General features: G+C 42.2%; 24 protein-coding genes, 1 tRNA gene and 1 pseudogene. 19 read left to right on the top strand and 7 right to left on the bottom strand.

What is annotated here, in order from left to right; translation table 11 throughout:
- Positions 1-90: 90 nt before the first annotated feature.
- The 3 genes and pseudogenes from QUB80_RS08635 to ruvB all read right to left on the bottom strand — a co-directional run.
- A pseudogene (locus QUB80_RS08635) lies at positions 91-891 on the bottom strand (glycosyltransferase family protein); the annotation flags it as partial.
- 11 nt (positions 892-902) lie between these two features.
- Positions 903-1,709: a tetratricopeptide repeat protein gene (locus QUB80_RS08630; protein ID WP_289789087.1), complete on the bottom strand. Its 807-nt coding sequence runs from the start codon at positions 1,707-1,709 to the stop codon at positions 903-905.
- A 180-nt stretch (positions 1,710-1,889) separates the two neighbouring features.
- A complete protein-coding gene (ruvB, locus tag QUB80_RS08625) occupies positions 1,890-2,993 on the bottom strand; it encodes a Holliday junction branch migration DNA helicase RuvB (protein WP_289789086.1) in 1,104 nt (367 codons plus the stop codon).
- A gap of 156 nt (positions 2,994-3,149) precedes the next feature.
- On the opposite strand from ruvB, the gene hisF reads away from it, so the two are divergent.
- The 9 genes from hisF to accD all read left to right on the top strand — a co-directional run bounded on the left by hisF (position 3,150) and on the right by accD (position 9,505).
- Positions 3,150-3,923 carry an imidazole glycerol phosphate synthase subunit HisF gene (hisF, locus tag QUB80_RS08620; protein WP_289789085.1) on the top strand — a complete coding sequence of 258 codons (774 nt, stop codon included), beginning with the start codon at positions 3,150-3,152 and terminating at the stop codon, positions 3,921-3,923.
- A gap of 99 nt (positions 3,924-4,022) precedes the next feature.
- Positions 4,023-4,214, top strand: coding sequence for a hypothetical protein (locus tag QUB80_RS08615; protein WP_289789084.1), 192 nt, complete (start codon positions 4,023-4,025; stop codon positions 4,212-4,214).
- Between the two features lie 122 nt (positions 4,215-4,336).
- A tRNA-Ala gene (locus QUB80_RS08610) sits at positions 4,337-4,409 on the top strand.
- 367 nt (positions 4,410-4,776) lie between these two features.
- Complete coding sequence (locus tag QUB80_RS08605) at positions 4,777-5,025, top strand: hypothetical protein (protein ID WP_289789083.1); 249 nt, start codon at positions 4,777-4,779, stop codon at positions 5,023-5,025.
- Between the two features lie 113 nt (positions 5,026-5,138).
- Entirely contained in the window at positions 5,139-5,375 is a 237-nt protein-coding gene (locus QUB80_RS08600; protein ID WP_289789082.1) for a hypothetical protein, read from the top strand.
- A gap of 125 nt (positions 5,376-5,500) precedes the next feature.
- Positions 5,501-6,586 carry a 3-isopropylmalate dehydrogenase gene (gene leuB, locus QUB80_RS08595; RefSeq protein WP_289789081.1) on the top strand — a complete coding sequence of 362 codons (1,086 nt, stop codon included), beginning with the start codon at positions 5,501-5,503 and terminating at the stop codon, positions 6,584-6,586.
- A gap of 89 nt (positions 6,587-6,675) precedes the next feature.
- Complete coding sequence (locus QUB80_RS08590) at positions 6,676-6,936, top strand: hypothetical protein (protein ID WP_289789080.1); 261 nt, start codon at positions 6,676-6,678, stop codon at positions 6,934-6,936.
- 82 nt (positions 6,937-7,018) lie between these two features.
- A complete protein-coding gene (locus tag QUB80_RS08585) occupies positions 7,019-7,912 on the top strand; it encodes a prepilin peptidase (RefSeq protein WP_289789079.1) in 894 nt (297 codons plus the stop codon).
- Positions 7,913-8,545: 633 nt separating this feature from the next.
- Positions 8,546-9,505 carry an acetyl-CoA carboxylase, carboxyltransferase subunit beta gene (accD, locus tag QUB80_RS08580; protein ID WP_289789078.1) on the top strand — a complete coding sequence of 320 codons (960 nt, stop codon included), beginning with the start codon at positions 8,546-8,548 and terminating at the stop codon, positions 9,503-9,505.
- A gap of 123 nt (positions 9,506-9,628) precedes the next feature.
- On the opposite strand, the gene QUB80_RS08575 is transcribed toward accD, so the two are convergent.
- The gene (locus tag QUB80_RS08575) at positions 9,629-11,128 is read right to left on the bottom strand and encodes an MFS transporter (protein WP_289789077.1); all 1,500 of its coding nucleotides are present in this window, start codon (positions 11,126-11,128) and stop codon (positions 9,629-9,631) included.
- A 349-nt stretch (positions 11,129-11,477) separates the two neighbouring features.
- On the opposite strand from QUB80_RS08575, the gene QUB80_RS08570 reads away from it, so the two are divergent.
- The 6 genes from QUB80_RS08570 (at position 11,478) to petJ (ending at position 17,536) form a co-directional block, all read left to right on the top strand.
- The gene (locus tag QUB80_RS08570) at positions 11,478-12,752 is read left to right on the top strand and encodes an ABC transporter substrate-binding protein (RefSeq protein ID WP_289789076.1); all 1,275 of its coding nucleotides are present in this window, start codon (positions 11,478-11,480) and stop codon (positions 12,750-12,752) included.
- A gap of 262 nt (positions 12,753-13,014) precedes the next feature.
- A complete protein-coding gene (locus tag QUB80_RS08565; RefSeq protein ID WP_502875286.1) occupies positions 13,015-13,851 on the top strand; it encodes a carbohydrate ABC transporter permease in 837 nt (278 codons plus the stop codon).
- Complete coding sequence (locus QUB80_RS08560; protein ID WP_289789074.1) at positions 13,848-14,684, top strand: carbohydrate ABC transporter permease; 837 nt, start codon at positions 13,848-13,850, stop codon at positions 14,682-14,684. Before QUB80_RS08565 ends, QUB80_RS08560 begins: the two co-directional genes overlap by 4 nt.
- A 799-nt stretch (positions 14,685-15,483) precedes the next feature.
- Positions 15,484-15,975 (top strand): photosystem II cytochrome c-550, encoded by a 492-nt coding sequence (gene psbV, locus QUB80_RS08555; protein WP_289789073.1) that lies wholly within the window; start codon positions 15,484-15,486, stop codon positions 15,973-15,975.
- Between the two features lie 419 nt (positions 15,976-16,394).
- Positions 16,395-16,805 carry a plastocyanin gene (petE, locus tag QUB80_RS08550; protein WP_289789072.1) on the top strand — a complete coding sequence of 137 codons (411 nt, stop codon included), beginning with the start codon at positions 16,395-16,397 and terminating at the stop codon, positions 16,803-16,805.
- 386 nt (positions 16,806-17,191) lie between these two features.
- Entirely contained in the window at positions 17,192-17,536 is a 345-nt protein-coding gene (gene petJ / locus QUB80_RS08545) for a cytochrome c6 PetJ (protein WP_289789071.1), read from the top strand.
- A gap of 355 nt (positions 17,537-17,891) precedes the next feature.
- On the opposite strand, the gene QUB80_RS08540 is transcribed toward petJ, so the two are convergent.
- The gene (locus QUB80_RS08540) at positions 17,892-19,481 is read right to left on the bottom strand and encodes a hypothetical protein (RefSeq protein ID WP_289789070.1); all 1,590 of its coding nucleotides are present in this window, start codon (positions 19,479-19,481) and stop codon (positions 17,892-17,894) included.
- A 233-nt stretch (positions 19,482-19,714) separates the two neighbouring features.
- Entirely contained in the window at positions 19,715-20,425 is a 711-nt protein-coding gene (locus QUB80_RS08535) for a precorrin-2 C(20)-methyltransferase (RefSeq protein WP_289789069.1), read from the bottom strand.
- 57 nt (positions 20,426-20,482) lie between these two features.
- Between QUB80_RS08535 and QUB80_RS08530 the strand changes: the two genes are divergently transcribed.
- On the top strand, positions 20,483-21,178 hold the full coding sequence (locus QUB80_RS08530) for an esterase/lipase family protein (RefSeq protein WP_289789068.1): 696 nt from the start codon (positions 20,483-20,485) through the stop codon (positions 21,176-21,178).
- Between the two features lie 276 nt (positions 21,179-21,454).
- Entirely contained in the window at positions 21,455-21,628 is a 174-nt protein-coding gene (locus tag QUB80_RS08525) for a hypothetical protein (protein WP_289789067.1), read from the top strand.
- A gap of 229 nt (positions 21,629-21,857) precedes the next feature.
- Here the strand turns inward: QUB80_RS08525 and QUB80_RS08520 are convergent, their stop codons facing one another.
- Entirely contained in the window at positions 21,858-22,583 is a 726-nt protein-coding gene (locus tag QUB80_RS08520) for a DUF3891 family protein (protein ID WP_289789066.1), read from the bottom strand.
- Positions 22,584-22,686: 103 nt separating this feature from the next.
- On the opposite strand from QUB80_RS08520, the gene QUB80_RS08515 reads away from it, so the two are divergent.
- Entirely contained in the window at positions 22,687-23,577 is an 891-nt protein-coding gene (locus QUB80_RS08515; RefSeq protein ID WP_289789065.1) for a carbohydrate ABC transporter permease, read from the top strand.
- A 511-nt stretch (positions 23,578-24,088) separates the two neighbouring features.
- Positions 24,089-24,658 carry a hypothetical protein gene (locus QUB80_RS08510; protein ID WP_289789064.1) on the top strand — a complete coding sequence of 190 codons (570 nt, stop codon included), beginning with the start codon at positions 24,089-24,091 and terminating at the stop codon, positions 24,656-24,658.
- Positions 24,659-24,692: the final 34 nt, after the last annotated feature.

Raw genomic sequence — 24,692 nt, 5'->3', positions numbered from 1 at the left:
AGCTTGGGCTGTCGCCACCAATTACTGCTAATTCTAGGGAGATATATTAGATTTATTTATAATATTTTAACATAACTACTCTGAGAGAGCCACTTTTATTAATCTATTTTGTACAGTCCCCATTGAGGCATAAATCAACGGTTGATCGGTCAACTTTTCATAAGGAAAAGCAGGGAGTTCCCGACCAATTGGACTGTGATAAGGTCCTGTAAAATGGAACCACTGGGGTAAATTTTGCCTGGGAAATTCCAATTCAGCAGGTTGTTGACTAATTTGAGCTAATTGAGAATAGCTTTCATTGGGGTTAGAGTGTGGGGGTAACTTCCACTCTGTGCGATACTCATCAATTAAATCCCGAATTGGTTTGGCGATACGTTTGAGCAACTCATAACCTGCTCGGTTGCGTAGCCGCGCCCACCACGCTGGACTATAGTGCCAATTTGTGACAATGGGTGGAACACTTTCTTCTCGATTCAGTACTACAGCACTGCAAATAGTGATGAAAGGAATACCCAAAAAATCTGCAACAGTTCCTCCCTCTGATGAAGCTTGATCTACTAGTAATGCCTCTACACCCGCTTCTGTAATTGCTTGCGGTGCATCTCGGAGGATAACAGCTGCCCCATTCCTTAAAAGACTAACGGTATATTTAAATGCTGAACTACCACTGAGTTGTCCTAACTTAGCTAATGATTCTGCATTTGCTCCCTTGGGAAACTCAGATTCGCCAATTACTCGGAATTCTAATCCTGCCGCTTGTGTTTTAGATTCAGCATCAAGCACTCCAAATAGGGTAACGCGATGTCCCCGTTGTTGCAGTTCTTTCCCTAAGGGGAGCATTGTGTTAAGGTGACCAGTTGAACCAGGGCAGATTATTCCAAAATGAGTCATAGTCAATACCCTTATTTAAGTGTCAAAAATTTATCCAAAGCCGTTACCATACTAGGAGGCCAGCGCCGAATATTTTTCACCCAATTGATATCTTTGTAACGTGGATCGAGTCCAGAAGCAGCTACCCAATTACTTTCTGCTTCGCCTTTTTGTCCGTTTACCCAAAGAGCAGCTGTGAGTGCAGCACGTGTATCGGCAAAGTTGGGATATTTGCGGACTATATTTTTCATTTCCCGGATGGCTGGCTCAAGTTTCCCAGTTTCATACAAAACCAGAGCGTAGTTGCCACGGGCAATGACTAAATTTGGAGCTAGTTCCATTGATTTTTTGTAGTCAGCTATGGCGTCTTCCCACCTTCCCAAACCGACTTTGGCAGTACCACGATTGTTGTATGCCATAGCATCTTGAGGATCGAGTTCGAGGATGCGATTATAATCTGCGATCGCTTCTTCCCATCTTCCCAAACCCTCAAGGGCTGTACCACGATTTAAATAGGGATCTGTAATATCTGGTGCAAGTTCAATTGCTTTATTAAAATCAGTCAGCGCCTCTTGTAGCTTATTTTGGCTCACCCTGGAATTTCCCCGATTACTCCAAATTGCAGGATTGTCTGGGAATTGCTCGATAATTTCTGTCCAGTACTTTTCGGCTGTAGCAAAATCACCTTTACTCGTAGCTGCAAAAGCGGCTCTTGTCAACTCATCTCCTTTTCGCAACTGTTCTTGAGTGATGATGGGCTTTTGGGATTGTGCCATCACAGCCTCAGCCCACCCAAACACAAGCAACAGACTGAACAAAATAACTATTAACCTCATCATCTGTGTTTACCTGTGTCTATTTTTTAGGTATTGGGTATCAGGGATTGGGTATTGGGTAAAGAGGACACGGTGACAAAGGGACGCGGGGACACGGAGAATCGTTATTCACGTTCTTTCCCCTCTGCTCCTGGTGCTTCTTCCTAATCCCTAGTAACGAGTCCCTAGTCCCCTATCCCCCTGTCACTGTAAAAACGACAGCTGCTCATTAGGTGGCTTAAAATCCAAATGTTTATACGCAGCAGCTGTGGCTACTCTACCACGGGGTGTACGGCTTAAATATCCAATCTGCATTAAGTAAGGTTCGTATACTTCCTCTATGGTTTGTGTATCTTCACCTGTCGCTGCTGCAATTGTTTCTAATCCTACAGGGCCACCATTAAATTGTTCGATGATTACACTCAGCATTCTGCGATCCGTCCAATCCAAGCCGCATGGATCGACTTGAAATAGTTGCAATGCCTCGGCTGCTACTTTTTCACAAATGCAATCAAATGATTTTACTTCTGCATAATCACGTACACGCTTAAGTAATCTATTTGCTATTCGAGGTGTGCCACGCGATCGCCTAGCAATTTCTTTGGCACCATCTTCGGTAACAGTGGTATTAAGTAACTGAGCGCTGCGTTGGACAATTTGCCTGAGTTCTTCTACTTCATAAAATCTGAGTTTTTGAATTAAACCAAAGCGATCACGCAGAGGAGAAGTGAGCGCACCGACACGGGTTGTCGCTCCCACTAAAGTAAATTTTGATAGAGGAATGCTGCGAGTTCGAGCGCTAGAACCTTTACCTACTGTCAAGTCTAAGCGGTAATCCTCCATTGCTGGGTATAAAATCTCTTCCGTCATCCGCGAGAGGCGATGAATTTCATCTATGAACAAAATATCCCCAGGTTTGAGATTCACCAGTAGTCCAACAATATCTCTAGGGCGTTCTAGAGCTGGAGCGCTAGTAATTTTGCAGTTAACTTCCATCTCCGCTGCTAAAATCATTGCCATCGTTGTTTTGCCCAAACCAGGAGGGCCGTATAACAATAGGTGATCTAGCACTTCTTTTCTGGACTTAGCTGCTTTAATTGCTATTTCAAGTACATCCTTTAAATCTTTCTGTCCAATATAATCGGCAAACCGTTGCGGTCGAATGCTTTCTTCCTGCTTACCTTGTTCTTCAATAGCCGCTTCTGGTTGCAAAATATTCTCTTTTATCGATGCTTTCGGTTGCGTCTGACGCTGTTTTGGTTCTCCACCTGAATCGGAAGGCTGTTTTTTCGAGGAGATAATTGCCATAGTCTTAGTTATCAACTGTTACTTTTACACTTGTTAACGTTTACTGGTGGTAGCACCAACACGTATAAATACGGACGCGTTAATTTTGTTTCTAAAGTGCGCTTGCCAATCTAAAATTTAAATTCCGGGGAACTACTTAGGAGTACAAAATTTGTCATGCTGGCTAAAAGAATCTTACCGTGTCTAGATGTGAACGCGGGACGAGTTGTAAAAGGAGTTAACTTTGTTAATCTCAAGGACGCGGGCGATCCAGTTGAATTGGCAAAGGTTTACAACGAAGCTGGAGCAGATGAGTTAGTATTTCTGGATATTACGGCAACTCATGAAGACCGAGATACTATTGTCGATGTGGTTTACCGGACTGCCGAACAAGTCTTTATTCCATTAACTGTGGGTGGTGGCATCCAATCCTTAGAAAATGTTAAAAATCTGTTACGAGCTGGAGCAGACAAGGTTAGTATTAATTCGGCGGCGGTACGTGACCCAGATTTCATTAATCGGGCGAGCGATCGCTTCGGCAATCAATGCATAGTTGTTGCCATTGATGCTAGATCCAGAAAAGATCCTAACAATCCTGGTTGGGATGTATATGTACGGGGTGGAAGAGAAAACACAGGCATAGACGCAATCAAGTGGGCGCAAGAAGTCGAAAAACGAGGCGCAGGAGAATTGCTGGTGACTAGTATGGATGCTGATGGCACTCAAGTCGGTTATGACCTTAAGTTAACAAAAACTATCGCTGAGGCTGTACAGATTCCCGTTATTGCCTCTGGTGGTGCAGGTAATTGCCAACATATCCATGCAGCACTAACACAAGGTAAAGCAGAAGCCGCTTTACTTGCCTCACTTTTACATTATGGACAATTAACAGTGGAGGAAATCAAGAATTATTTGCGCGATCATCGAGTGCCTGTCAGAATGCCCTCTTGAGAATGCCAATCCTTGACTAGAACACACTGCTAGTACTCAACACAGTTCCCGAAAACGGTGTTAATATTGGCTAAGAAGCATTAAAAAATATTAAGAAATATGTTGATTCCTATTTTAGTTTTTGATGTAGCGCTAGTGGCTTGGTCGCTACATCTAATGGAAAAAGCCTACGAAAATAAGGAATTTTCTTTAATGTTGGCAGGTTTGTTGGTGGCAACGGCTGCGGCAGCCATGATGGTAGTTTACTTTTTAATGGGTCATTGTATGAGCTATTTACTGAAAGTCGCTTAAAAAGTAAGTTATTAATAAATAGAAAAAGCCTATTAATTACTTAACTTTTGTTTATAAAGCTTCTCAGCAAAGCACATTGACAAGCACCTAAATATTAAGTTAATGTATATAACGCACTACGCGGGGTTATAGCTCAGTTGGTAGAGCGCTGCAATGGCATTGCAGAGGCCAGCGGTTCGAATCCGCTTAGCTCCATTAGATTTTCAAAACACTTTTGAGTAAACTTTGTGACTTGAATCTGTTGAAGAAGGCAGATGGCTGAGGAGGCGCGGGTTCGCCACCTGCGGGCGAACAAGGAGCGCCGTGGCAGAAGGTTTATTTTCTCTTTTTCAGGCTTCAACTGGGAAAACATTGATTGAGGCTCCGCCTCCTCTTCATGAGGCAGAGCCTCCTGTTTTCATCACCATGCAGAGCATGGTAATGAGAAATTTTGAACAGTATAGATTCAACTATGTCAGGATTTGTTAATTTATTTAGAACAATTGAGCGATTATGCTGCAATTTTGTAAAAATGAATACAGAAATTATTTTATTTATTTAGTTTAGTCACAAGTTTTCGAGTATGTCTCTTCCAACAACCTATTCATCTTATTCACCAACACCCATCCTAGAGGGAGCGATCGCTTCAGGCTGGAATCCGGTTTGCCACATCACTTACAACCGTGATGCCTGGGTAAAGTTGCTCCAGCCTCCCAGTGAATACGGTTTTGACGAAGCCAAGTTGCTCTGTCAGGAATCTCCAGACACTTGGGTTGCCTGGGTTCCGGATCATGGTGAAGTTGTTCTCAACAGAAGCCAGTTCTATTGTTGATTGAGAGAATTGGTTCTTGAGGCGATGCTCCAAGGGCGCAGCTAGGGCGATCGCAAACCATCGTTGGTTGTATTAGAAGAAAAGCGTTTGAGGTATTGGAATAGTTGAGTGCGATGAACACCGAGTCAGCAATCGATTGGAATGAAATGTTTGAGTATCCACCGGGGACGATAGTAGAACTCAAAGACAAACCAGGGGTTTTACATCAGATTGATTACTATGAAGCCATGATGGTGCCTCCAATCTGGTTAGTGGACGATCCACGCCCGCGTTATCCCCATGAGTTGCGGATTGTTTCTCGTCGGGATGCACAAGTTTGTGCATTAGAATTGCAAGCTGTTGCAGTTTGAGCAGGTGCTTTTTTTGTGTGACTGGAAAAAGAAATTAAAAGCTCTATTGGTGCAATTGCTCGATATGATATTTAATCTGCGAGGATTTTTGCACGATTAAATACTTATCCAGTCAAAACGAAACTATGGCACAGCAATACCGCATAACCCTACTTCCTGGCGATGGCATTGGCCCTGAAATTATCGCTGTGTCGGTAGATGTGCTCAAGGTTGTAGGAAAAAAATTTGATATTGATTTTGAATTCCAAGAAGGATTAATCGGCGGTGCGGCAATTGACGCAACAGGCGAACCTCTGCCAACTGCTACTTTAGATATGTGTCGCAATAGCGATGCTATATTATTGGCGGCGATCGGTGGTTATAAGTGGGATACTTTACCATCTCATTTACGTCCAGAAGCAGGCTTACTCGGATTGCGTGCGGGTTTGGGATTATTTGCCAATTTGCGTCCAGCGAAAATTTTACCTCAGTTAATTGATGCCTCCAGCTTAAAACCAGAAGTTGTGGAAGGCGTCGATATTATGGTGGTACGCGAACTCACAGGCGGCATTTACTTTGGTAAACCCAAGGGGATTTTTGAAACAGAAACTGGTGAGAAACGAGGTGTAAATACAATGGCTTACACCGAATCTGAAATCGATCGCATTGGCAGGGTGGCATTTGAAACAGCACGCAAACGTCGAGGAAAACTATGTTCGGTAGATAAAGCTAATGTTCTGGAAGTATCTCAATTGTGGCGCGATCGCATCACGAAATTAGCGGCAGAATATCCAGATGTGGAAGTTACTCATATGTATGTAGATAATGCCGCCATGCAACTGTTACGCGCTCCCAAGCAGTTTGATACCATCGTTACGGGTAACCTGTTTGGCGATATACTCTCAGATGCTGCTGCCATGCTTACTGGTAGTATTGGAATGTTACCTTCTGCTAGTTTGGGTGCATCTGGGGCGGGAGTCTTTGAACCTGTTCACGGTTCTGCCCCCGATATTGCAGGACAAGATAAAGCTAATCCTCTCGCACAAGTTTTGAGTGCAGCAATGATGCTACGCTACAGTTTAAACCAACCAGCAGCAGCAGATTTTATTGAACAAGGAGTTTTACAGGTTCTAGAAAGCGGTGTTCGTACTGGGGATATTATGTCTCCTGGCATGAAGCTTTTAGGTTGCCAAGCTATGGGTAAAGCATTGATTCAAATGCTTGAACAATAATTTTTTAATCGCAATGGCAATATTGGCAACTATATGTTGGAACTTTCGTATAAACTAAAAACAAAACTTAGCAAGCCATTCAGTAAGCAGTGTACGCTGTAAAACAACCACAAGCAAACTTTACCAGCCCAAAGCACCAGCCACCCCTGATCGACCCCGCGCTGATCCGATCTGCTGGACAAATTTACTACACATACTGTGAAGTACATCCCGAAGTGGCTGGACAACCATCTGGTGTAGCAATTAATCGCGTTAATCACCGAGGTAAGGTGATTTTTACAAATCAACCTGTCCTCTTGCCTGAAGAATGTTTTGTGCCTTTGAATCAAATTGAATCGTATATGTATTAGTCAATAGTTAATAGTCTTTGGTTTGTACAAACGAGGAATGAGCAAGTATAAAAGACCAAGGACAAATGACTAAAGACGATATATGGATCTTTTGATAGTCACATTGGCGAATGTGATCGTGTTTGCCTTAGGTGCGTCTATTGGCAGCTTTATCAATGTTGTTGTTTATCGACTGCCTGCTGGTTTGTCGATTCTGTTTCCCCCTTCTCGCTGTCCACATTGCCTAAATCAACTCCAAGCTTACGACAATGTACCAGTTTTAGGCTGGTTGTGGTTAAAGGGACGCTGTCGCTATTGTCGAAGTAAGATTTCTCTGCGTTACCCAGTGGTAGAAGCGGTGACAGGATGTTTATTTTTGCTGATTTTTTGGATGTTTCATGTATCGCCATTGACACTTGGCTATTGGGTTTTTTGTAGCTGGTTACTCACCTTATCGCTAATTGATTTGGATACCATGACCTTACCCAATCCACTGACTCAGTCAGGGTTAGTACTGGGGATAGCATTTCAGATGATAGTTGGTTTTCTGTCAGAAACTAGATGGGTGGGATGGGCAAATCACTCAATGACAGCAATATCAGGAGCTGTGCTGGGATTATGGCTGTTTAATGCGATCGCCACTGTTGGTTCTATTGTCTTTGGTAAAACAGCAATGGGTGGAGGCGACGCGAAACTAGCAGCAATGATGGGAGCATGGTTAGGTTGGAAGCATTTGCTCTTAGCTGCTTTTGTGGCTTGTTTTTTGGGAGCATTGGTGGGTGGTGGTGCAATTTTCTTATCGCGGCATGGCGCTCACGCTTCAATCTCAAGACAGTCGCATCAAATTACCAGTCAAAATCCCCGCCCAACACTGCCTCAAAAATGGGGACAAAAGATGCCTTTTGGCCCTTTCCTTGCTTCAGGAGCCTTAATTGTTGTGTTTGGTGGCGAGGCAATTTTGTCTACCTATCTGCAATTATTTTTTCATGGGAGTTGATAAATAGGGGACAGGGAATCAGGGAACAAAAAATTTCTCATTACCATACTCTGCATGGTGATGGAAACTGGGAGGCTCCGCCTCGTGATCTCAATCAATGCTTTCCTGGGCTGCCAGCCTGGGAAAGAGAAATTCCTAATCCTCAAGCCTAATTCCCCACTCTCCACGTTCTTGCGTCTTCCTCTCTTCCTTTGCAAACAACATACAACTGTAAGTTTCATTACCTCTTATGTCATTAAACTTCTGTTAACATAATCTTGTGACTTGGATTACCCTCTGAAATAACGAGAGCATACTGGCAAGTGGAACTGATGCAGCGATCGCTTCTGACTCGACACAACCTGCCGAGCGCAACTAATGACACAACAACAAGTAATTTATTGATTGGGGGGTGAAGTTCTATTTTGGGGCTGTTATGCCAGCAGCTTTGCAACTACTTTTCAAGGATATATTGCCTGCGTTGCTGCTATTAATTTCCCTAGAATCAGAACAACGGACTTGAATTGGTTTACGTATTTTCGTTAAGCTGGCAACCAAAGATGCAAAATAAGGTCTGAATCGGTTAGAAGAAAAATTTGACCGCCAATTACATTAACCTACGTTTGACATACTATTCACTTGCATAAAAAACAAATGGCGAATAACGAAGAAACACGTGGTTTAAAGTCTTTATTTGATTGGTTTGCCAATCGACGTAAATCTGGTGCTATCAGCCTCGAACGTCAAGAGCGTGAAATTGCTGATGGGCTGTGGCATAAATGTCCTCAGTGTGGTGTCTTAACATATACTAAAGACCTGAAAACCAATTTAATGGTATGCACGGAATGCGAACATCATAATCGAGTTGATAGTGATGAACGTATCCGCCAACTCATCGATCCTGGTACGTGGAGAGCGATGGATGAGCATTTACGCCCTGCCGATCCTTTGGGATTTCGCGATCGCAAAGCCTATAGCGATCGTCTCCGGGAAACGCAAGAAAAACTTGGCTTAGTAGACGCCGTAAAAACAGGTTTGGGTGAAATTAATGGTTTGCCTATTGCCCTGGGCGTGATGGACTTCCGATTTATGGGTGGTAGCATGGGTTCCGTCGTGGGAGAAAAGCTCACCCGCTTAATTGAACAAGCTACTCAGCGACGGTATCCTGTGGTGATAGTTTGTACCTCTGGCGGAGCCAGGATGCAAGAAGGAATGCTCTCGCTGATGCAGATGGCAAAAATCTCCGCAGCTCTACAACGCCATCAAGAAGCACGGCTATTGTACATTCCTGTATTAACCAATCCGACTACAGGCGGCGTTACTGCTAGTTTTGCAATGTTAGGCGATATCATTTTGGCAGAACCCAAAGCCACTATTGGTTTTGCGGGTAGGCGAGTCATTGAGCAAACTTTAAGAGAAAAACTGCCAGATGATTTCCAAACTGCTGAAGATTTGCTCCAACACGGCTTTGTAGATGAGATTGTGCCTCGGACAGAATTGAAGCAAACTCTGGCACAATTGATAGCCTTACATCAGCCCTCCACAGTTACCACAACTAATAACATGGTTTTGTGGGAAAAGACTATGAGTCTAAGTTCTACTGCTGCTGAGTAGGAAGAGAACACGGGGACACGGGGAATTCTCTCTCCGCGTCTTCTTAGCTCCTAGTTTCTAGCCCCTAGCACGCCAGGCACCTTAACAGAGCGGAGTCTCCGCACGGCGCTGGCTCCCCTAACTTCAAGCTAACTTTTTGCGAACTTGCCGCAATCCTTGAAAAGTCTGAAGAAAAGATTGTCCCCGTGCTTCTTGTACAAACATTAGAGGTAAAAGTGCAAGAATTCGGAACATGGTTGAAAGGGCAAATAAACCCGCTAAACCTCCGAAGTAAGTATTTTGGATGATCAAACCACCTAGAGTTGTACCGAAAGCGCCACAGAAACCAGCAACGGCGGCGATTGTGGCAAAATATATAGATTGATTTTTGACTGGTGCAACCTCTAATTGCATGGTGTTGCCGCACAAATCAATTGCTGCTCCGGTTCCGCCCAGGAAAATGTGTAACATTGGCAGCCAAAACCACAAGCTGAGAGAATTATGGCTAATGCCTAACCATAATAGGGGCGCGATCGCAAATAAGATACCAACAAAGAAGAGAATGAGACGGTTGCCGATTCTGTCTGCTAGCTTACCCCACACAATTAGCATTAACATATTTGCTGCCGCCTGAACGCTACTGTAGAGTGTCACCCAACTAACATCTATATCAAGCGTGTCGAGCATATAGAGGTTAAAGAAAGGGGCGCTAAGGTTCACAGCAAACATCCAGAAACTGAAGTAAAGCAGAAATATTAAAAAGTTAGTGTCTTTAAGAATATTTTGCCAAGGATTAATTTCAGGCACTGGGTTGTCAATTGTTGGTTGGCAATCGCTTGTGGTATCTAAATTATTTGGATCTAAATCAACTGCTTTTTCAGGAAAAATCTTTGTAGAATAAGTGTTTTGCTCTTGGGGATTTACATCCACTTTAAAGTACTGACATCCCAAGCTGGCAATTCCCGATAAAATTCCGATAAATAGCACCACTCCATAACCTTGGAGAGTGCCACCACGCCACGTGGAGACTGCCACCCCGGCTAAAGGTACGCAAATTAAATTCGTGAGGCTAACAAGACTGTTGCGGATACCAAAATACCGTCCCCGCAACCGCCGATGAACTAGCATTGCCATCCAACTCAACCACGAAGCGCTTCCCAGCCCTCCGCATAAATGGCTGAATAGAACGATTAAAAGCGTCAATACTACTAACTGCTGAGAATTCATTAATCCCCAACTGAAAGCTGCAATCCCCGCTACTAGAATCAGCCATAGTAGCCGTGAGGGGCCATAAATCATGAGAGAATAGCGGCAGCGACTATGAGAACGTTCCGAAAGGTAAGCACCCAAAGGCTGAATTAAATTCACCAACATAGGGATAGAAGAGAGCATCCCAAAGGCGATCGGGCTGGCATCCAACTCAACTAGAAAATTACTCAGTAAGATGCCGCTAGTGGTAATGGTAAAGATGCCTGCAAATACACCATCAACAGTTGAAGCTCGCAAGCTATTGCGAATCCCATTTTTTGGAGCTTTTTGGTTGAGTTCGGCAATGGGAGCAGGAGAAAGTGTGGTTGGGGCAGATGCGATCGCAGCAATTTCTGGCACAAAAGGAGAAGCGGTTTCAACTTGAACAGAAGTCATGAACTCAGCAGGTGGGCGTAATTCAAAATTGTTTGTAAAATTACCTGTGGACAAAATAGAACAGCAATTAGCAATGAATTTTACGGAACCAGAAGGCTGTCTATTACCACATACGAACTACTAGCCTGAAAAAGTTTTTTATTTATATAGTTTTGCTAGGTCTATGGGTGTAAAACTTAGCATCTATCAAGTTGTTTGTGAACACATATTCTCCGCTTATGAATGTGAATAATTTTGCAATTTTTCGTTATTTTACCTTGCATTTCTATATAAAAATTTAATTATTGTAAAAATCATTCTAGAGCTAGAACAAACCATTACTTGGTGAAAAAGTCTTCATTCTGCGGTAATGAAAAAGAATTTTTTTAACTTTTTACTCCTGGCAGTAGCGATTGCTCTGTTGGCAATCAGTTGTCAGCAGATACAAACTCATAGAGCTGCCACTAAACCAGCCCCAGTCACCGTCAAACTGAGTGGTTGGGGTTCAGATCCTATAGAGCAAAAACTATTAAAACAAGTATTAAAAGACTTTGAGGCACAGCATCCAGGTATCAAGGTAAGGTATGAGGTTATCTCTGACCAATACATGGATGTAATTAAAACCCGCTTAGTTGGCGAAGCCGCACCTGATGTCTTCTATTTGGATGCTCTTGAGGCTCCTTTCCTCATGAGTCAGAATGTCCTAGAACCATTAGATGCTTATATTACTTCCGATTTTGACTTATCTGACTTTGAAGAAAATTTAATTAATAGCTTTAAGTACGATCACCAGATTTATGGTTTACCCAAAGACTATTCCACATTAACACTGTTTTATAACAAAAAAGCATTTACCGCCGTAGGTTTGACTAGTCCCCCTAAAACTTGGGATGAGTTGCGTACCTACTCCAAGCAATTGACAACAGACAAAAATCAAGACGGTAGAATTGACCAATACGGTTATGGAGTAATTCCGGAGTTAGCGCGTCAAGCTTACAAAATAGGAGCTTTTGGTGGGCAACTAGTAGACGAAAATGGTTATGCAACCTTTGCCTCTGCAGCTGGTTTGAAAGGATTGCAATTAGTAGTAGAGCAGTATCAAAAAGAACGTTCTTCTGCTCAAAAATCTGACGTTGGAACTAACTCAGGTAGTGAAATGTTCGGTCAAGGCAAAGTGGCAATGGTGATTGAGGGTAACTGGGCTATTCCATTCCTCAAAGAAACTTTTCCCCAGTTAGAGTTTGCTACCGCAGAAGTACCATCTATTAATAATAAAAAAGGCACAATGGTTTTTACGGTTGCCTACGTGATGAACAAACAATCACAGCACAAAAGCGAAGCTTGGCAGTTAATTTCCTATCTTACGGGTAAAGAAGGCATGGAAAAGTGGACAGGAACAGGCTTTGCTTTGCCCACACGCAAATCAATAGGACAGAAATTAGGCTATGACAAAGATCCGTTGCGATCGCCATTTTTAGCAGGAGTTGACTATGCGATGCCGTGGCAAGCAGGTAAATATCCGGCAGCAATTATGAACAGCTTTGATAACCAGTTTGTCAGCGCTTTGTTGGGGCAGCAACCACTACAGCAGGCGATGCAGCGAGCGCAGCAAGAAGCGAATAAGTTGATAAAGGCGATGGAGTAATTAAGTAATTAACCCCTTTCTCCCAAATTTTGCAGAAGGGGAGGTTCACTTCACCAGATGCTGTTTGTTCCAAAACGCGCTTCTTCCACGGCAATGGATGTTTCTCATTAGAGCAACCAATTACCATAGATAATCATGCAAGATCCATCCCTACAGCAAATGGTATGGGATGAGGCGGAGGTGTACGATTGTGTATCAGCTAAGAAGGCAACAGCAAAAAGCCAGGTGGAAGATAAAAGAAGACTTGCCTGGGTATTTGTTCATGTTGCCTGCGATTCTAGTTTTAGGAACTTTTGTAGTCTTACCAATTATTTGGGCTGTTTTCCTTTCTCTCCATAAAGTGCAGCTTCTCGGCGGTATTGAATACGAATTCATTGGTTTTCGCAACTTCACGCGCCTATTTGAAGATGAACGGGTGTGGATTGCTCTCAAAAATACAGCCCAATACGTTGCTATTGTGGTGCCAACACAGACTGTCTTGGCGTTAGTTCTGGCTGTTACTCTCAATTCTGGCATTCGTGGCAAAAACTGGTGGCGCATCCTTTATTTTTTGCCTACAGTTACTTCTTCTGCTGTCCTCACGCTGATTTTCATGTGGATTTATAACACCAATGGGCTACTCAATGATGTTCTCGCTTTTTTAGGATTGCCTACTTACAACTGGTTGGGCGATCCTGCTGTGGCACTAAAAGGCATTATGATTATGAACATTTGGTCAACTGCACCGTTTTATATGGTGATTTACCTGGCGGCATTGCAGGATATTCCCCAAACTCTCTACGAAGCGGCAGAATTGGACGGTGCTAACGGTTGGCAAAAGTTTATACACATTACGATTCCTATCCTCAAACCCGTTACCTTCTTTGTTGTAGCTATGGGAATCATTGGTACATTTCAGTTATTTGATCAGTCTTATATCTTTTCTGGTGGCACGGGCGGGCCGAATAATGCCACTCTGACCGTAGTTTTACTAATATATCAAGCTGTATTTCGGAACTTGCAAATGGGATATGCAGCCGCGATCGCCTTTTTGTTAGCAGTAGTCATAATTACTATCACATTGATTCAGCAGCGATTGTTCGGGGGCGAAAAAGTGTGAAAAATTTATCTCGTGTCTCTTGGCTGAAAGTACTGCTGTACATCGTACTGACACTGTATGCAATTATTACCCTTATTCCCTTTTTGTGGGCGCTTTCAGCATCCTTCAAACCCCTATTTGAAATTGTTAGCGGTGAATCCAATTTTTTGCCCAAGAATTTCACTTTTGACAACTATAAGCAAATCTTTCTACAAGAACCGTTGTTTCTGCGCTGGCTATTCAATAGTGTCGTGATTGCTGTTAGTGTTACTGTTTTAAACTTGCTGTTCAATTCAATGGCTGGTTATGCCCTTGCAAGGCTACGCTTTCGGGGTAGACATTTTTGGTTCTTGCTAATTTTGGCAGTTCTAGCAGTACCAGCGCAGATAACACTGATTCCAACATTTTTGATTTTGAAAGTCTTTGGCTGGCTAAATTCCTATCAAGGCATGATTATTCCCAGCATGGTTAATGCCACCTTCATTTTTATGATGCGGCAGTTTTTTATTAATTTTCCGAAAGAACTTGAAGAAGCTGCTGCCCTTGATGGTTTAACTCCCTTTGGTATTTTTTGGCGGATTGTTCTACCTCTAGCAAAACCTGCGTTAGCAGCACAGGCAGTTTTTGTGTTCATGGGTAGTTGGAATAATTTTTTGTTACCTGTGGTGATTTTATTTGATCCAGAAATGTTTACTTTGCCTTTAGGTTTGAACTCTTTTAAAGGTCAATATATTAGCTATTGGAACTATATTATGGCAGCTTCAATGGTTTTCACTTTGCCAGCGTTGGCTATCTACGCCTTTTTTAATCGATATTTTATTCATAGTGTTACTTTTACGGGTGGGAAGGGTTAAAAATTAAATAGTTTCAATTCTTTCTAGTCGGGATTGCTCTCTTTACAGCAGAAAATTTTTTATTAAAAAACCGCCAAGATGCAAGAACGCAAAGGTTTAGGAAAGTTTCAATCCCTAATAGGGAGTAAGAAAAATTTCAACTCGCTCTTTTCGCCTTATGTCAATAGAAATCGAGCCATTTTTTCCGAAACTGATTTTCCAACACCTACCCATCCGCGCATTCAGTAAAGAAAAGTAAATAAAAATTACCGCAAGGGCGCACTGGCTCCGCAACGCGCTGCCTCCCGTACAGTAGTTAGGGGTTGGTTGTCCCCGTTTCCCCCTGTCTTTGCGTCCCCTTCCGCGTCTTTGCTACTCCTTACCTCCTCAAAAGTAGTTAGGGCGACAAATTGCCCTCTTAACGTGATATTTGTATAACAGCGACTCAATCTTTAATTCTGTAAGTTAACAAGTAGCATGGGTTGTGCAGACCTATCAATTGCGGAGATAGCGGCAGACTACAGGGTGACTGTAGCCAAAGTGCTTTCTATACGCAAACCACCGGGAATTGCCTATCAAAACCAAAAGTCCGTTTGGCGTTTGAGGATACAAAGGCAATCATTTCCCACATTTTGTCCAAAATACGTCCAAACGCTACTAGCGAATCTGTCAGGTGAAACTAAATTTACCTGACCAACTGCACATATCACAAAAACAGTTAGCAGTCAATAGTTTAATAATTCGCAGTTAGCAGTTAACAACAGAAGATAGAGGATCGCAATTTTAGCTGTGTTGAGCGTCAAAATCTTTAAGGGGAAAGATGTTTAGAAGACTGATTGGCATTTTTGTCGCTACTGTATTACTGACGTTTCAGTTTGTTGTCAGTGATGCATCGGCAGTAGAACTTGATAAAGCAACCCGTACAGTGAAATTAAATGAAAAGGGTAACGAGGTTGTACTGAGTTTAAAACAAGTCCAAGAAGGTAAACGCCTATTTAACAATGTTTGCTCTCAGTGTCATCCTGGCGGTATCACAAAAACCAACCAGAACATAGGACTTGATCCTGATGCTCTGGCTGGGGCAACACCACCCCGTGACAATATCGAGGCACTAGTGGACTATATGAAAAATCCCACTACTTATGATGGGGAAGAGGAAATTGCCGAATTACACCCCAGCATCAAGAGTGCTGATATCTTCACTGAAATGAGAAATCTCTCTGATAATGACTTGAAGGCGATCGCCGGTCATATCCTTCTACAGCCGAAGATTCAAGGTGAAAAATGGGGCGGCGGTAAGATTTATTACTAAAGCCGATTTTGCCTAATAGTCATTTGTGATTTTGTCATTCGTCAGTAGTTAGCAGTCCAAAATATTTGGTCTGCTGACTATAGATTTATGACTCTTCTGCCAACCGTAAGATGGGCATTTTTCACAACCTACAAATAAAGGTTTGAGGAAAAATAGGCAATGTCTACCATAGAAAAATCTTCTGTCGTGTGCGATCGTTAATACCACTTGCTTACTTTCCAATTTTGCAAACATTGACACTTGCAGAAAAAATTATCGTTTCAAACTATTTAGTAGATATTGCTAATTTTTCAACTTTTTGCTATGAATTGCCCGTTGTTTTTTTTAAAAAACTAGTATCTACGACATATTGTCATATTTCGGCTTGATTTTATCTAAAATGAATAAGGGAAAATAAAACCTGTTATTAGGAGAAAGCCATGAAATTGATTGCTGCAAGTTTGCGGCGTTTGGGTTTAGCTGTTCTAACAATTCTTTTAGTTGTTGGCAGCTTTGCTATTTTCACTCCCAATGCAGCGGCTGACACATACACTGTAAAATTGGGTAGCGACAAAGGAATGCTAGCTTTTGAACCATCAAAATTGACAGTGAAGCCAGGCGACACAATCAAATGGGTGAATAATAAAGTTCCCCCCCACAACGTTGTATTCGATCCTGCTATGTCCAAAAGTACTGACGTAGCCAAGTCTTTGTCTCATAAGCAGTTGTTGATGAGTCCCGGACAAGAGTTTGAAACCACAATCCCAGCAGACGCTGCTAAGGGTGAATATACCTTCTACTGCGAACCTCATCGCGGCGCTGGTATGGTTGGTAAACTCACTGTCGAATAACACAGAATGGCACTGTTGACATAAAATATTTTCCTTATTATATAGAGGAAATTTGCCAAAATTAACTTGCTTATCTTAGTATTGTGCTTTATTACACTTCTAGGAATTGCAAGTAAAAGTAGATATCGGTAACGAGTCTTAATTCTCACCACCTATGATTTTCAATATGTAAAGTGGTGAGATGATGAATGGACTCGTTGCCAGCAATTGCGAGCAACTTGACTGAAATATAAAATTTAGATTGCAATCCGCCTTTTCTTCTCAAATAAACAAGGGTTGGCAGTTAGCAAAGGTAAATTTAGCTCCAACTTGAAAGCTTTTAGCAGCAATAGAATATTACTGGAGATATTTGCCATCTGCTAGAAGCTTATTGCAAGGAGAATAGCTTGAAAATATTTTTATTCATCCTATTGTTTGCGATCGCCCTATTCAGTTTTATATTTATTGATCCAGTAGTAGCAGCCGAAACATCAAAGGCTGCTAAAATTTTTAGTTCTAACTGTGCTTCTTGTCATATAGGTGGTGGTAATATCCTCATTACCGAGAAAACCTTAAAAAAAGAGGCTTTACAGAAGTATTTGGAAAATTACAATCTCAATTCCATTCAAGCGATCGTCCACCAAGTGCAGAATGGTAAAGGCGCAATGCCTGCTTTTAAAAGCAAGTTGAATGAGCAAGAAATTAATGAGGTAGCAGCTTACGTTTTTCAAAAAGCAGAACAAGGATGGTAATAGAAGGCAGAGAGCAGCGCGTTGCGCGGGTTCCCCGCGTTGTAGCGACTGCCCAGAGACAGAGGGAAGATGGGGAAGAATTTACTTCCATCACTCCCTCATCTCCATCACCTCCCTCAACTCCCTTTCTCGTTGCTCCCTTCGGGTACTCTAACGAGAACCCGCTTCGCGTGTACGCAGTCGCCTGCGGAGGAGGACAGTTCGTTGCCAACAGAAGCGCCGTGCGGGGGTTTCCCCCGTTAGGGCGACTTCGAAGGGTTTCCCCCGTTGTAGGAACTGTCCGTTGGAAACCCTACTAAGAACGCTGTCTCACCGTGTCTCCGTGTCCCCGCGTCAATTTCCTAGCCCCTAGCCCCTAATTAGAGCCTTGTCTGTCATTCTTGACTTGACGCAGCTTATTGATGAGGTTTTTATCTGTCTCCTGAGCAGAGCTAGACTGATTTTGAATGATTGGTGGCTGAGTCACTGGTTGAGTAGTGGCTTGTGGTGTTGCTGAAGACTGATTAACTGTTACTGGCTGCCACTGTGGTGATGGTTTTGCAATGGTTTGTGGTGCTGGTGAAGAAGGCTGATTAATTGTAACTGGCTGCCACTGTGGTGGTAATTTACCAGGAGTTTGCTGTGAACTGCCGCCTGCTTGCTGCACCTGCCCAGTAGGTAATTTTTCCTGGGGCGATCGCAAACCTTGTTGTTCATTATTTAATGGTTGTGTATCCCTAATTTGCAATGGTGCTAATTTCTGGGGAAGCACGACAGGTGGTTTTGGAGAGGCAGTGGCTTGAGTTGTGTCACTATTGGGGTTAAAAGACAAGCTAAATGGATAATATTTGGGCTTACCATTTGCCTGTACAGGATTGCTTTGGAAATATTGTCTGAAGTATTCTCTTGTGGCTGTCTTCAGTTCAGATGAGACTGAATTATCCAAAAAATCTATAGTTTCGACTTTTCCTTCACTGTCTATTACTAAACCACCTTCGATTTTGCCTGCTTGCCCTTGTTGAGCATTGACTGTTTCTTTAATAGGTTGCTTAGTTTCAACATTGGGATATTGCTGCTTGACTTTTTGAAACTGCTCTACAAAGGTAGTAGTTTTAGCCAGCAGTTGTTCTGTTCCTTGGGATGTTGACGGCGACTGCGCTGTCTTTGGTACTGATATCTCCTGCCACTGGGGTAGGGTTGTTCCTGCTAAAGCTAACTGATCTCCAACTTGGGGGATGGGAGCAATAGGAGCTACAAATTCCTGAGTTTGAGGAACTGCTGATGGTGTTGGTGGGGTAGTAGTGTTAGCAGGTACAGGTGATGGAGTATTTGGTAAATCTGTTGGGATATTAGCAGCCTGTAGTTCTGGCAAATTTCCAGGTAAGACTGGCTGAGACGGAGTTGAGGTTGAGGGAAGGGATTGGGGTTGCCCTAAAGGGATTTGGTTTTGTAAATTAGTAACTTCGCCGTAATTTACACGAGGAATGGATGGAATAGAAGTTTCACTTCTGCCTTGAGGTATGCGAACATACTGGTTTTGAGGCAAAGAAACAATATTTAGGTTATCAGGAGACAACGGTATAGTCGGTAATGGTTCCTCTACAAGAGGTGCCGATGGCTGTGGAGGTAAAACCGTTGGCTGAGTAGCAAAGCTGGGAAAAGGTGGTACTTCCGATGCCACAGGAACTTGCGATTGCAGGGTGATTTCTGATTGTGGTGGAAGTTGTGGCTGCTGGATTGTCTCAGCCATATTTGTTTGTGGCAGACGGTTTTGTTCAGCCTGATTTAATTCAACAAGTCCAACCGTTCTTGGAGAAGATGTTGCTTCTTTTAGTTTGGATTGCAGTGGCACCAACGGTAAGATGAACGCAATTGCACCGTGAATACCAACAGAGGCGAGAGCTGCTATTCCAGTCGGCTGGCTGAGGAAGTCTGGTATATTTTTTAGTACAGAGACGTATGACATAATTGTTTATCGTTCACTCGGCTTGGTTGCTGTTGATTAGGAATTTTTATTTTTAAAAAATATTTTATGAATCGGTAATTGCGTTCTTCTACCAATAATAACTTCCTGTTCTAGAACAGAAAACAGGAAAATTGCCAGTTCTAGATGTGGTTAATCTTTCAAAATGACCATATTGTACTCAAAAATTAGAGTTGTAAACACTCTCATTGAAAAAATAATTCATTTTTGATATTTTATTTTCTTTTTTGTACAACTAGCAGCGAAAAATAGTGTAGTTTCAGGCTTGGGCGATCGCGTAGCTCGGTATAGACAACCATATCAGGTAAGGTGGCTTTTTCGACAACCCAGCTATTTTCTAGTAGATTCCTCTGCTGTAAAACTTGCCACACTTGCTCATATACTGAACTGACTTTCATCAGTACCACAACATCAGCCCAGTCTAAAACTGTCTCTAACTCCGCAACTGTATATATTGCAGGTAGTACTACCAATCGCTGTTGGCGCATTGTCAAAGGTAATCCTAGTACTGCCGCCGCCGCCATTGGTGAACAAACTCCAGGTATAAATTGTACTTCTACTTCTGGATGTAGCTGTTGCAATGTCTGTGCTAAATAAGTAAATGTGCTGTAGAAACTTACATCTCCTTCACAGGCAAAAGCCACATCTTGACCGATTTTTAAATATTGCCACACTTGTTCGGCTGCTACTTGCCATGCTTGCGTTAAAACTATTAGATCTTGGACATAAGGGAAAGTCAAAGCTAACTGTATTTGCTGTGAACTTAACCACGGTGTCACTATTTGCTGTGCTATTCCCGATTTACCCTGCAATCCAGCCGGAAACGCCACCACTGGTGAATTTTGCAGCAGGCGTAGCCCTTTAACTGTAATTAATTCTGGATCGCCTGTCCCAACACTGATACCGTAAAGAATACCGTTTGTCACTGCTACTTACGTATAAGTTATATATTTAAATTTTTGCTGACAAATCCAAAATTAAAAATGCCATTACCAACAGTTATTTTGCCTGGATACTTAGAAAGCGCGATCGCTTATCGCCAACTACAGCAATCCTTACAACATTCTGGCTTTCCTACGGTGATTGTGCCACTGCGACGGCGTGACTGGATAGTCACTCTCGGAGGCAGATCGGTTACACCTATTTTGCTGCAACTAGATAAAACGGTAAAGCAAATACTACAGCAATATAATACTTCTCAGATTAATTTGATCGGTCACTCAGCAGGAGGTTGGCTATCTCGCATTTATTTGGGTGAAAAACCTTATTTGGGACGTAATGAAGTTAATTCATCCCTTTGGGAAGCTCATTCGGTGGTTGCAACTTTGATTACTTTGGGTACACCACATATAAGTCAAGAACGTTGGACACGCTGGAATTTAGATTTTGTCAATAATAATTATCCTGGAGCATTCTACAAAAATGTTCGTTATGTTTGTGTCGCTGGCAAAACAATTTTTGGCGAAAAACGCCGGGGAAGTTGGTTAGCGTACAGTAGCTATCAACTAACCTGCGGCAAGGGTAACACTTGGGGAGACGGAATTACTCCCATTGAAGCTGCTCATTTAGAAGGAGCAGAAAATATCGTGATTGAAGGTGTCAAACATTCTCCTAGAAGCCCTCAAAATTGGTATGGTTCACCAGAGGTGTTAAAAGTTTGGGTGCAGTATCTGGCTTGAAAATAAGGCAGAGGGCAGGGGGCAGAAGGGAAGAGGAGGGGGAGATGCGGAAGATGGGGAGAGAGAAAGACAAGGGGACAAGGAGAGTGGGAGATGCGGAAGATGGGAAAGCTGGGGGAGTGAGGAAATAACCACTATCTACTAACCATTAACCATTAACCAATGACTAATGACAATTTTATCTTTTCACCCAATCAGGTGATATCTACTGGGTGAAGTGCGATCGCTATTGACAGATTTAGATTAGAAATCCTGCGGAATTTAGGACGTATTACCATGTTTTTGTTGATTTTCAACACTGGCGGCAAAGACTGGATTCCACATAATTCTAGTGCTGAATTAGAGTCCGAACTCAAGAGGATTTCTAGACACCGTCGTACAGCCTCCCAAGTAGCAGAAGATTTGCAGCGCATTCGAGAAAACTATTATTTAGAATTCAAAGGATTGTAGGGGACAAATAAAGAAGGGAGAAGGGCAGACAACAAGAGTGATAAAAAGTTAACTACTAAATAGAGACGCGCTATGGTGCGTCTCTACTTACTACTGTACGGGAGCCAGCGCGCCCTTGCGGGTTAAGCGCGTCGAGTGCGACTGTCGTGCGGGTTTTGCTAATTAGATCAACTTCCAAACCCGCTCCTACTAACCACTAACTAATAGCTAATAAATATTAATCATAGCCTTACTTTGCAAAAGTCCACTCCAATGTTTTGATTGGTGCAACTTGCAGTGCTTGCGAGAGTTCGGCACTACTGTCAAATTTTAATTGCTCTAGGTAGGTAGCTTCTACTTTAACTGTGAATTGTTCTTCTAAGAAAGGCCAGGGTTTAACAGTTACATTATTATCACTATTTTGGATTACATCATAACGATTACCGTCAGGTAAAGTAGCAATTTCTAGAGCGCGTTCACCAACAGGTAACTGACGTTGGCAAAGGATGAGTGACAAGCGATCGCACCATTGAAAAAAGGCATAAGCTTCGGCAGCATCATCTTTTGTAATATTCAATTCCTGACGCCATTGCTGTTGGTGTTGTAATTGTTCATCCAAAAAGTCATCCAATTCTGATGACTCTCCCCGCTTGCCCTCAAGTAAAAAGCTCATGTGCATAGAAATAAGCATTGCTACCCATCTACCCCGATAGCGAGCATTTTGTACTAGTTTCTGCATTTTTGGCAGATGAATTTCGGAATCGAGGGTAAAGTCTAGTGGTGCGCCAGCTTCGGTAATGTTCTTCTCTTCCCATTCTTTTTCCAAGTCATCGTGATGGGAAATGGCTGCAACAGTCTCTAGCCAACGCACCGGGCGTTTTTTAGGGTGCCAATGCCCGGCTATTTGGGCAGCTAGCAAAGCATGAGCGCGATGGTAAATTACTTCCCAACCCCTTTCGTCTTGGTTAACGATCATGAATCAGCCTCAGTCATTCGTGTAATATGAGTTAGCCTTCCTTATGCTGCATAACTTGTGGCTGTAAATTCATCTTCCGATCGTACGAAAAAGATGCGCCGTTATGAATAATTTGACGCCTAAAAACTGGATATTCATCAAACAGCGACTCACTCCTTACCTATTTTTGCTACCTGCTTTAGTTATCTTGGTATTAACCGTATTTTGGCCTGCATTGCAAGCTTTTTACCTCAGCTTTACTCGTTACGAATATGATTTAACTCAGATACCACAATGGGTAGGCTTTGCTAACTTCCGCCGCTTATGGGGTGATCCTGTTTTTTGGCAAACTTTAGGAAACACTGTTGTGTATCTGGTAGGTGTAGTGCCAATTTTGGTAATTGCTCCCTTGGCACTGGCGATTCTGGTAAATCAGAAACTACGGGGTATGCATTGGTTTCGGGCTGCATACTATACTCCTGTTGTTATTTCGATGGTAGTGGCAGGAATTGCTTGGCGATGGTTGTATGCAGAAAATGGACTACTCAATCAGCTTCTTAAAGGTATTTTTCCAGAAGGAATTCCGTGGCTAACCAGCCCTCGTTTTGCATTGTTTAGTGTTATGGCTGTTACCATCTGGAAAGGATTGGGCTATTACATGGTGATTTATCTAGCTGGGTTGCAATCAATACCTGCTGATATCTATGAAGCAGCAGCAATTGACGGTTCTGATGGTGTCCGTAAACACTGGGACATCACCGTACCTTTAATGAAACCATATCTCGCTCTGGTAGCAGTTATTTCTGCGATATCAGCGACTAAAGTTTTTGAAGAAGTGTATATTATGACACAAGGTGGGCCACGCAACAGCTCAAAAACAATAGTCTACTATTTGTACGAACAAGCATTCAATAACTTGGAAATTAGCTATGCCTGTACTATTGGGCTGGTGTTATTTTTGATAATTTTAGGGTTATCAGTTCTGCGATTATCGGTTAGTGGTGTGAATACTTAGCTTTTTTAAACGCAGAGGTACGCGGAGTCAGCGCGGAGGGGCGCAGAGCCTTTATGAATTTAATTCGTTATGAACTTGTGAAATACTGTAGTTAGTCAGACATCTATATGATTTAATCACACAAGGAATCACCTAGCTTCAGCGTCTCTAACCCCCTATTCACAGGTGAGTTTTATTTGACTAATCTAATTTTGTAAGAAAGCAGGCGATCGCTTCTTACACTATACACTGTTAAGATAAAAGTGCTTTTTATCATACGTGTTTAAAGTTTTTTACTACTATAGTTAGAAAACTTCAGTATTATTTCCGTATAGTTATTCCAAAATTTAAATAACAAGTCTATTTCTTTACCAATTTAAGTAAATATCACAGGCTAGGAACTGTTAAATTAAATTCATGCTGATATTTTCAGAGATGCATATATATTAGCAGCATTTCCAGCATCTACCTTTACAAGTGAAATTTCAAGGAAGTATTAAACTCAAAAATTTTAGTTTTATTGTCAAAACAGATGTTAACTAATCTTGATTTAATTCGAGAATTTATTAAGCTATCTATTCAGCGCAAAGAAGTATTATTGGCCAATCAAATTTTAAAAGCTGAAACAGTTTACAGCAGTAACAATTTGGCGGCAAAAGCAGAAGGAACGATTGTTACCACAAAGTTTGATGATGCATCTACGTCATTCTTAATTAAAGCTAATTCAACTCACTGGGAATTAATAAATCAGGTATTAGCCGAATATAACTTTATTCTCACAGGCAATATAGATCATCGTGGTTTTTATCAGTATCAATACTGCCAAGCACCAGAAGGCTATCAAATGCATTGCAGCAAGGCGGTTGTTTTATGGCGATCTTGGTGGAAACATCGCAAGTATGTTTTGGGTAGAGGAATTCCCTTAGAACTTCTCATCCGCATACGCCATGCCAAACGACATACGTGGTATCCTATCAAAGATTTAATTATTAGTGATGGAGTTCTTTACATCAAAACCTTAGGAAGTGAGATTGCAGTTCACTCAGACGATCTAATCACCTGGTTGAGCAAAGTTGAAGATCCTTCTCAAACTCAAGCCTAATTTTCCATATCAGATCTCCTGGAAGCGGAAAAAA

The sequence above is a fragment of the Chlorogloeopsis sp. ULAP01 genome (genome assembly GCF_030381805.1).
Taxonomy (GTDB): Bacteria; Cyanobacteriota; Cyanobacteriia; order Cyanobacteriales; family Nostocaceae; genus Chlorogloeopsis.
This window is presented reverse-complemented; position numbering and strand designations above follow the sequence as displayed.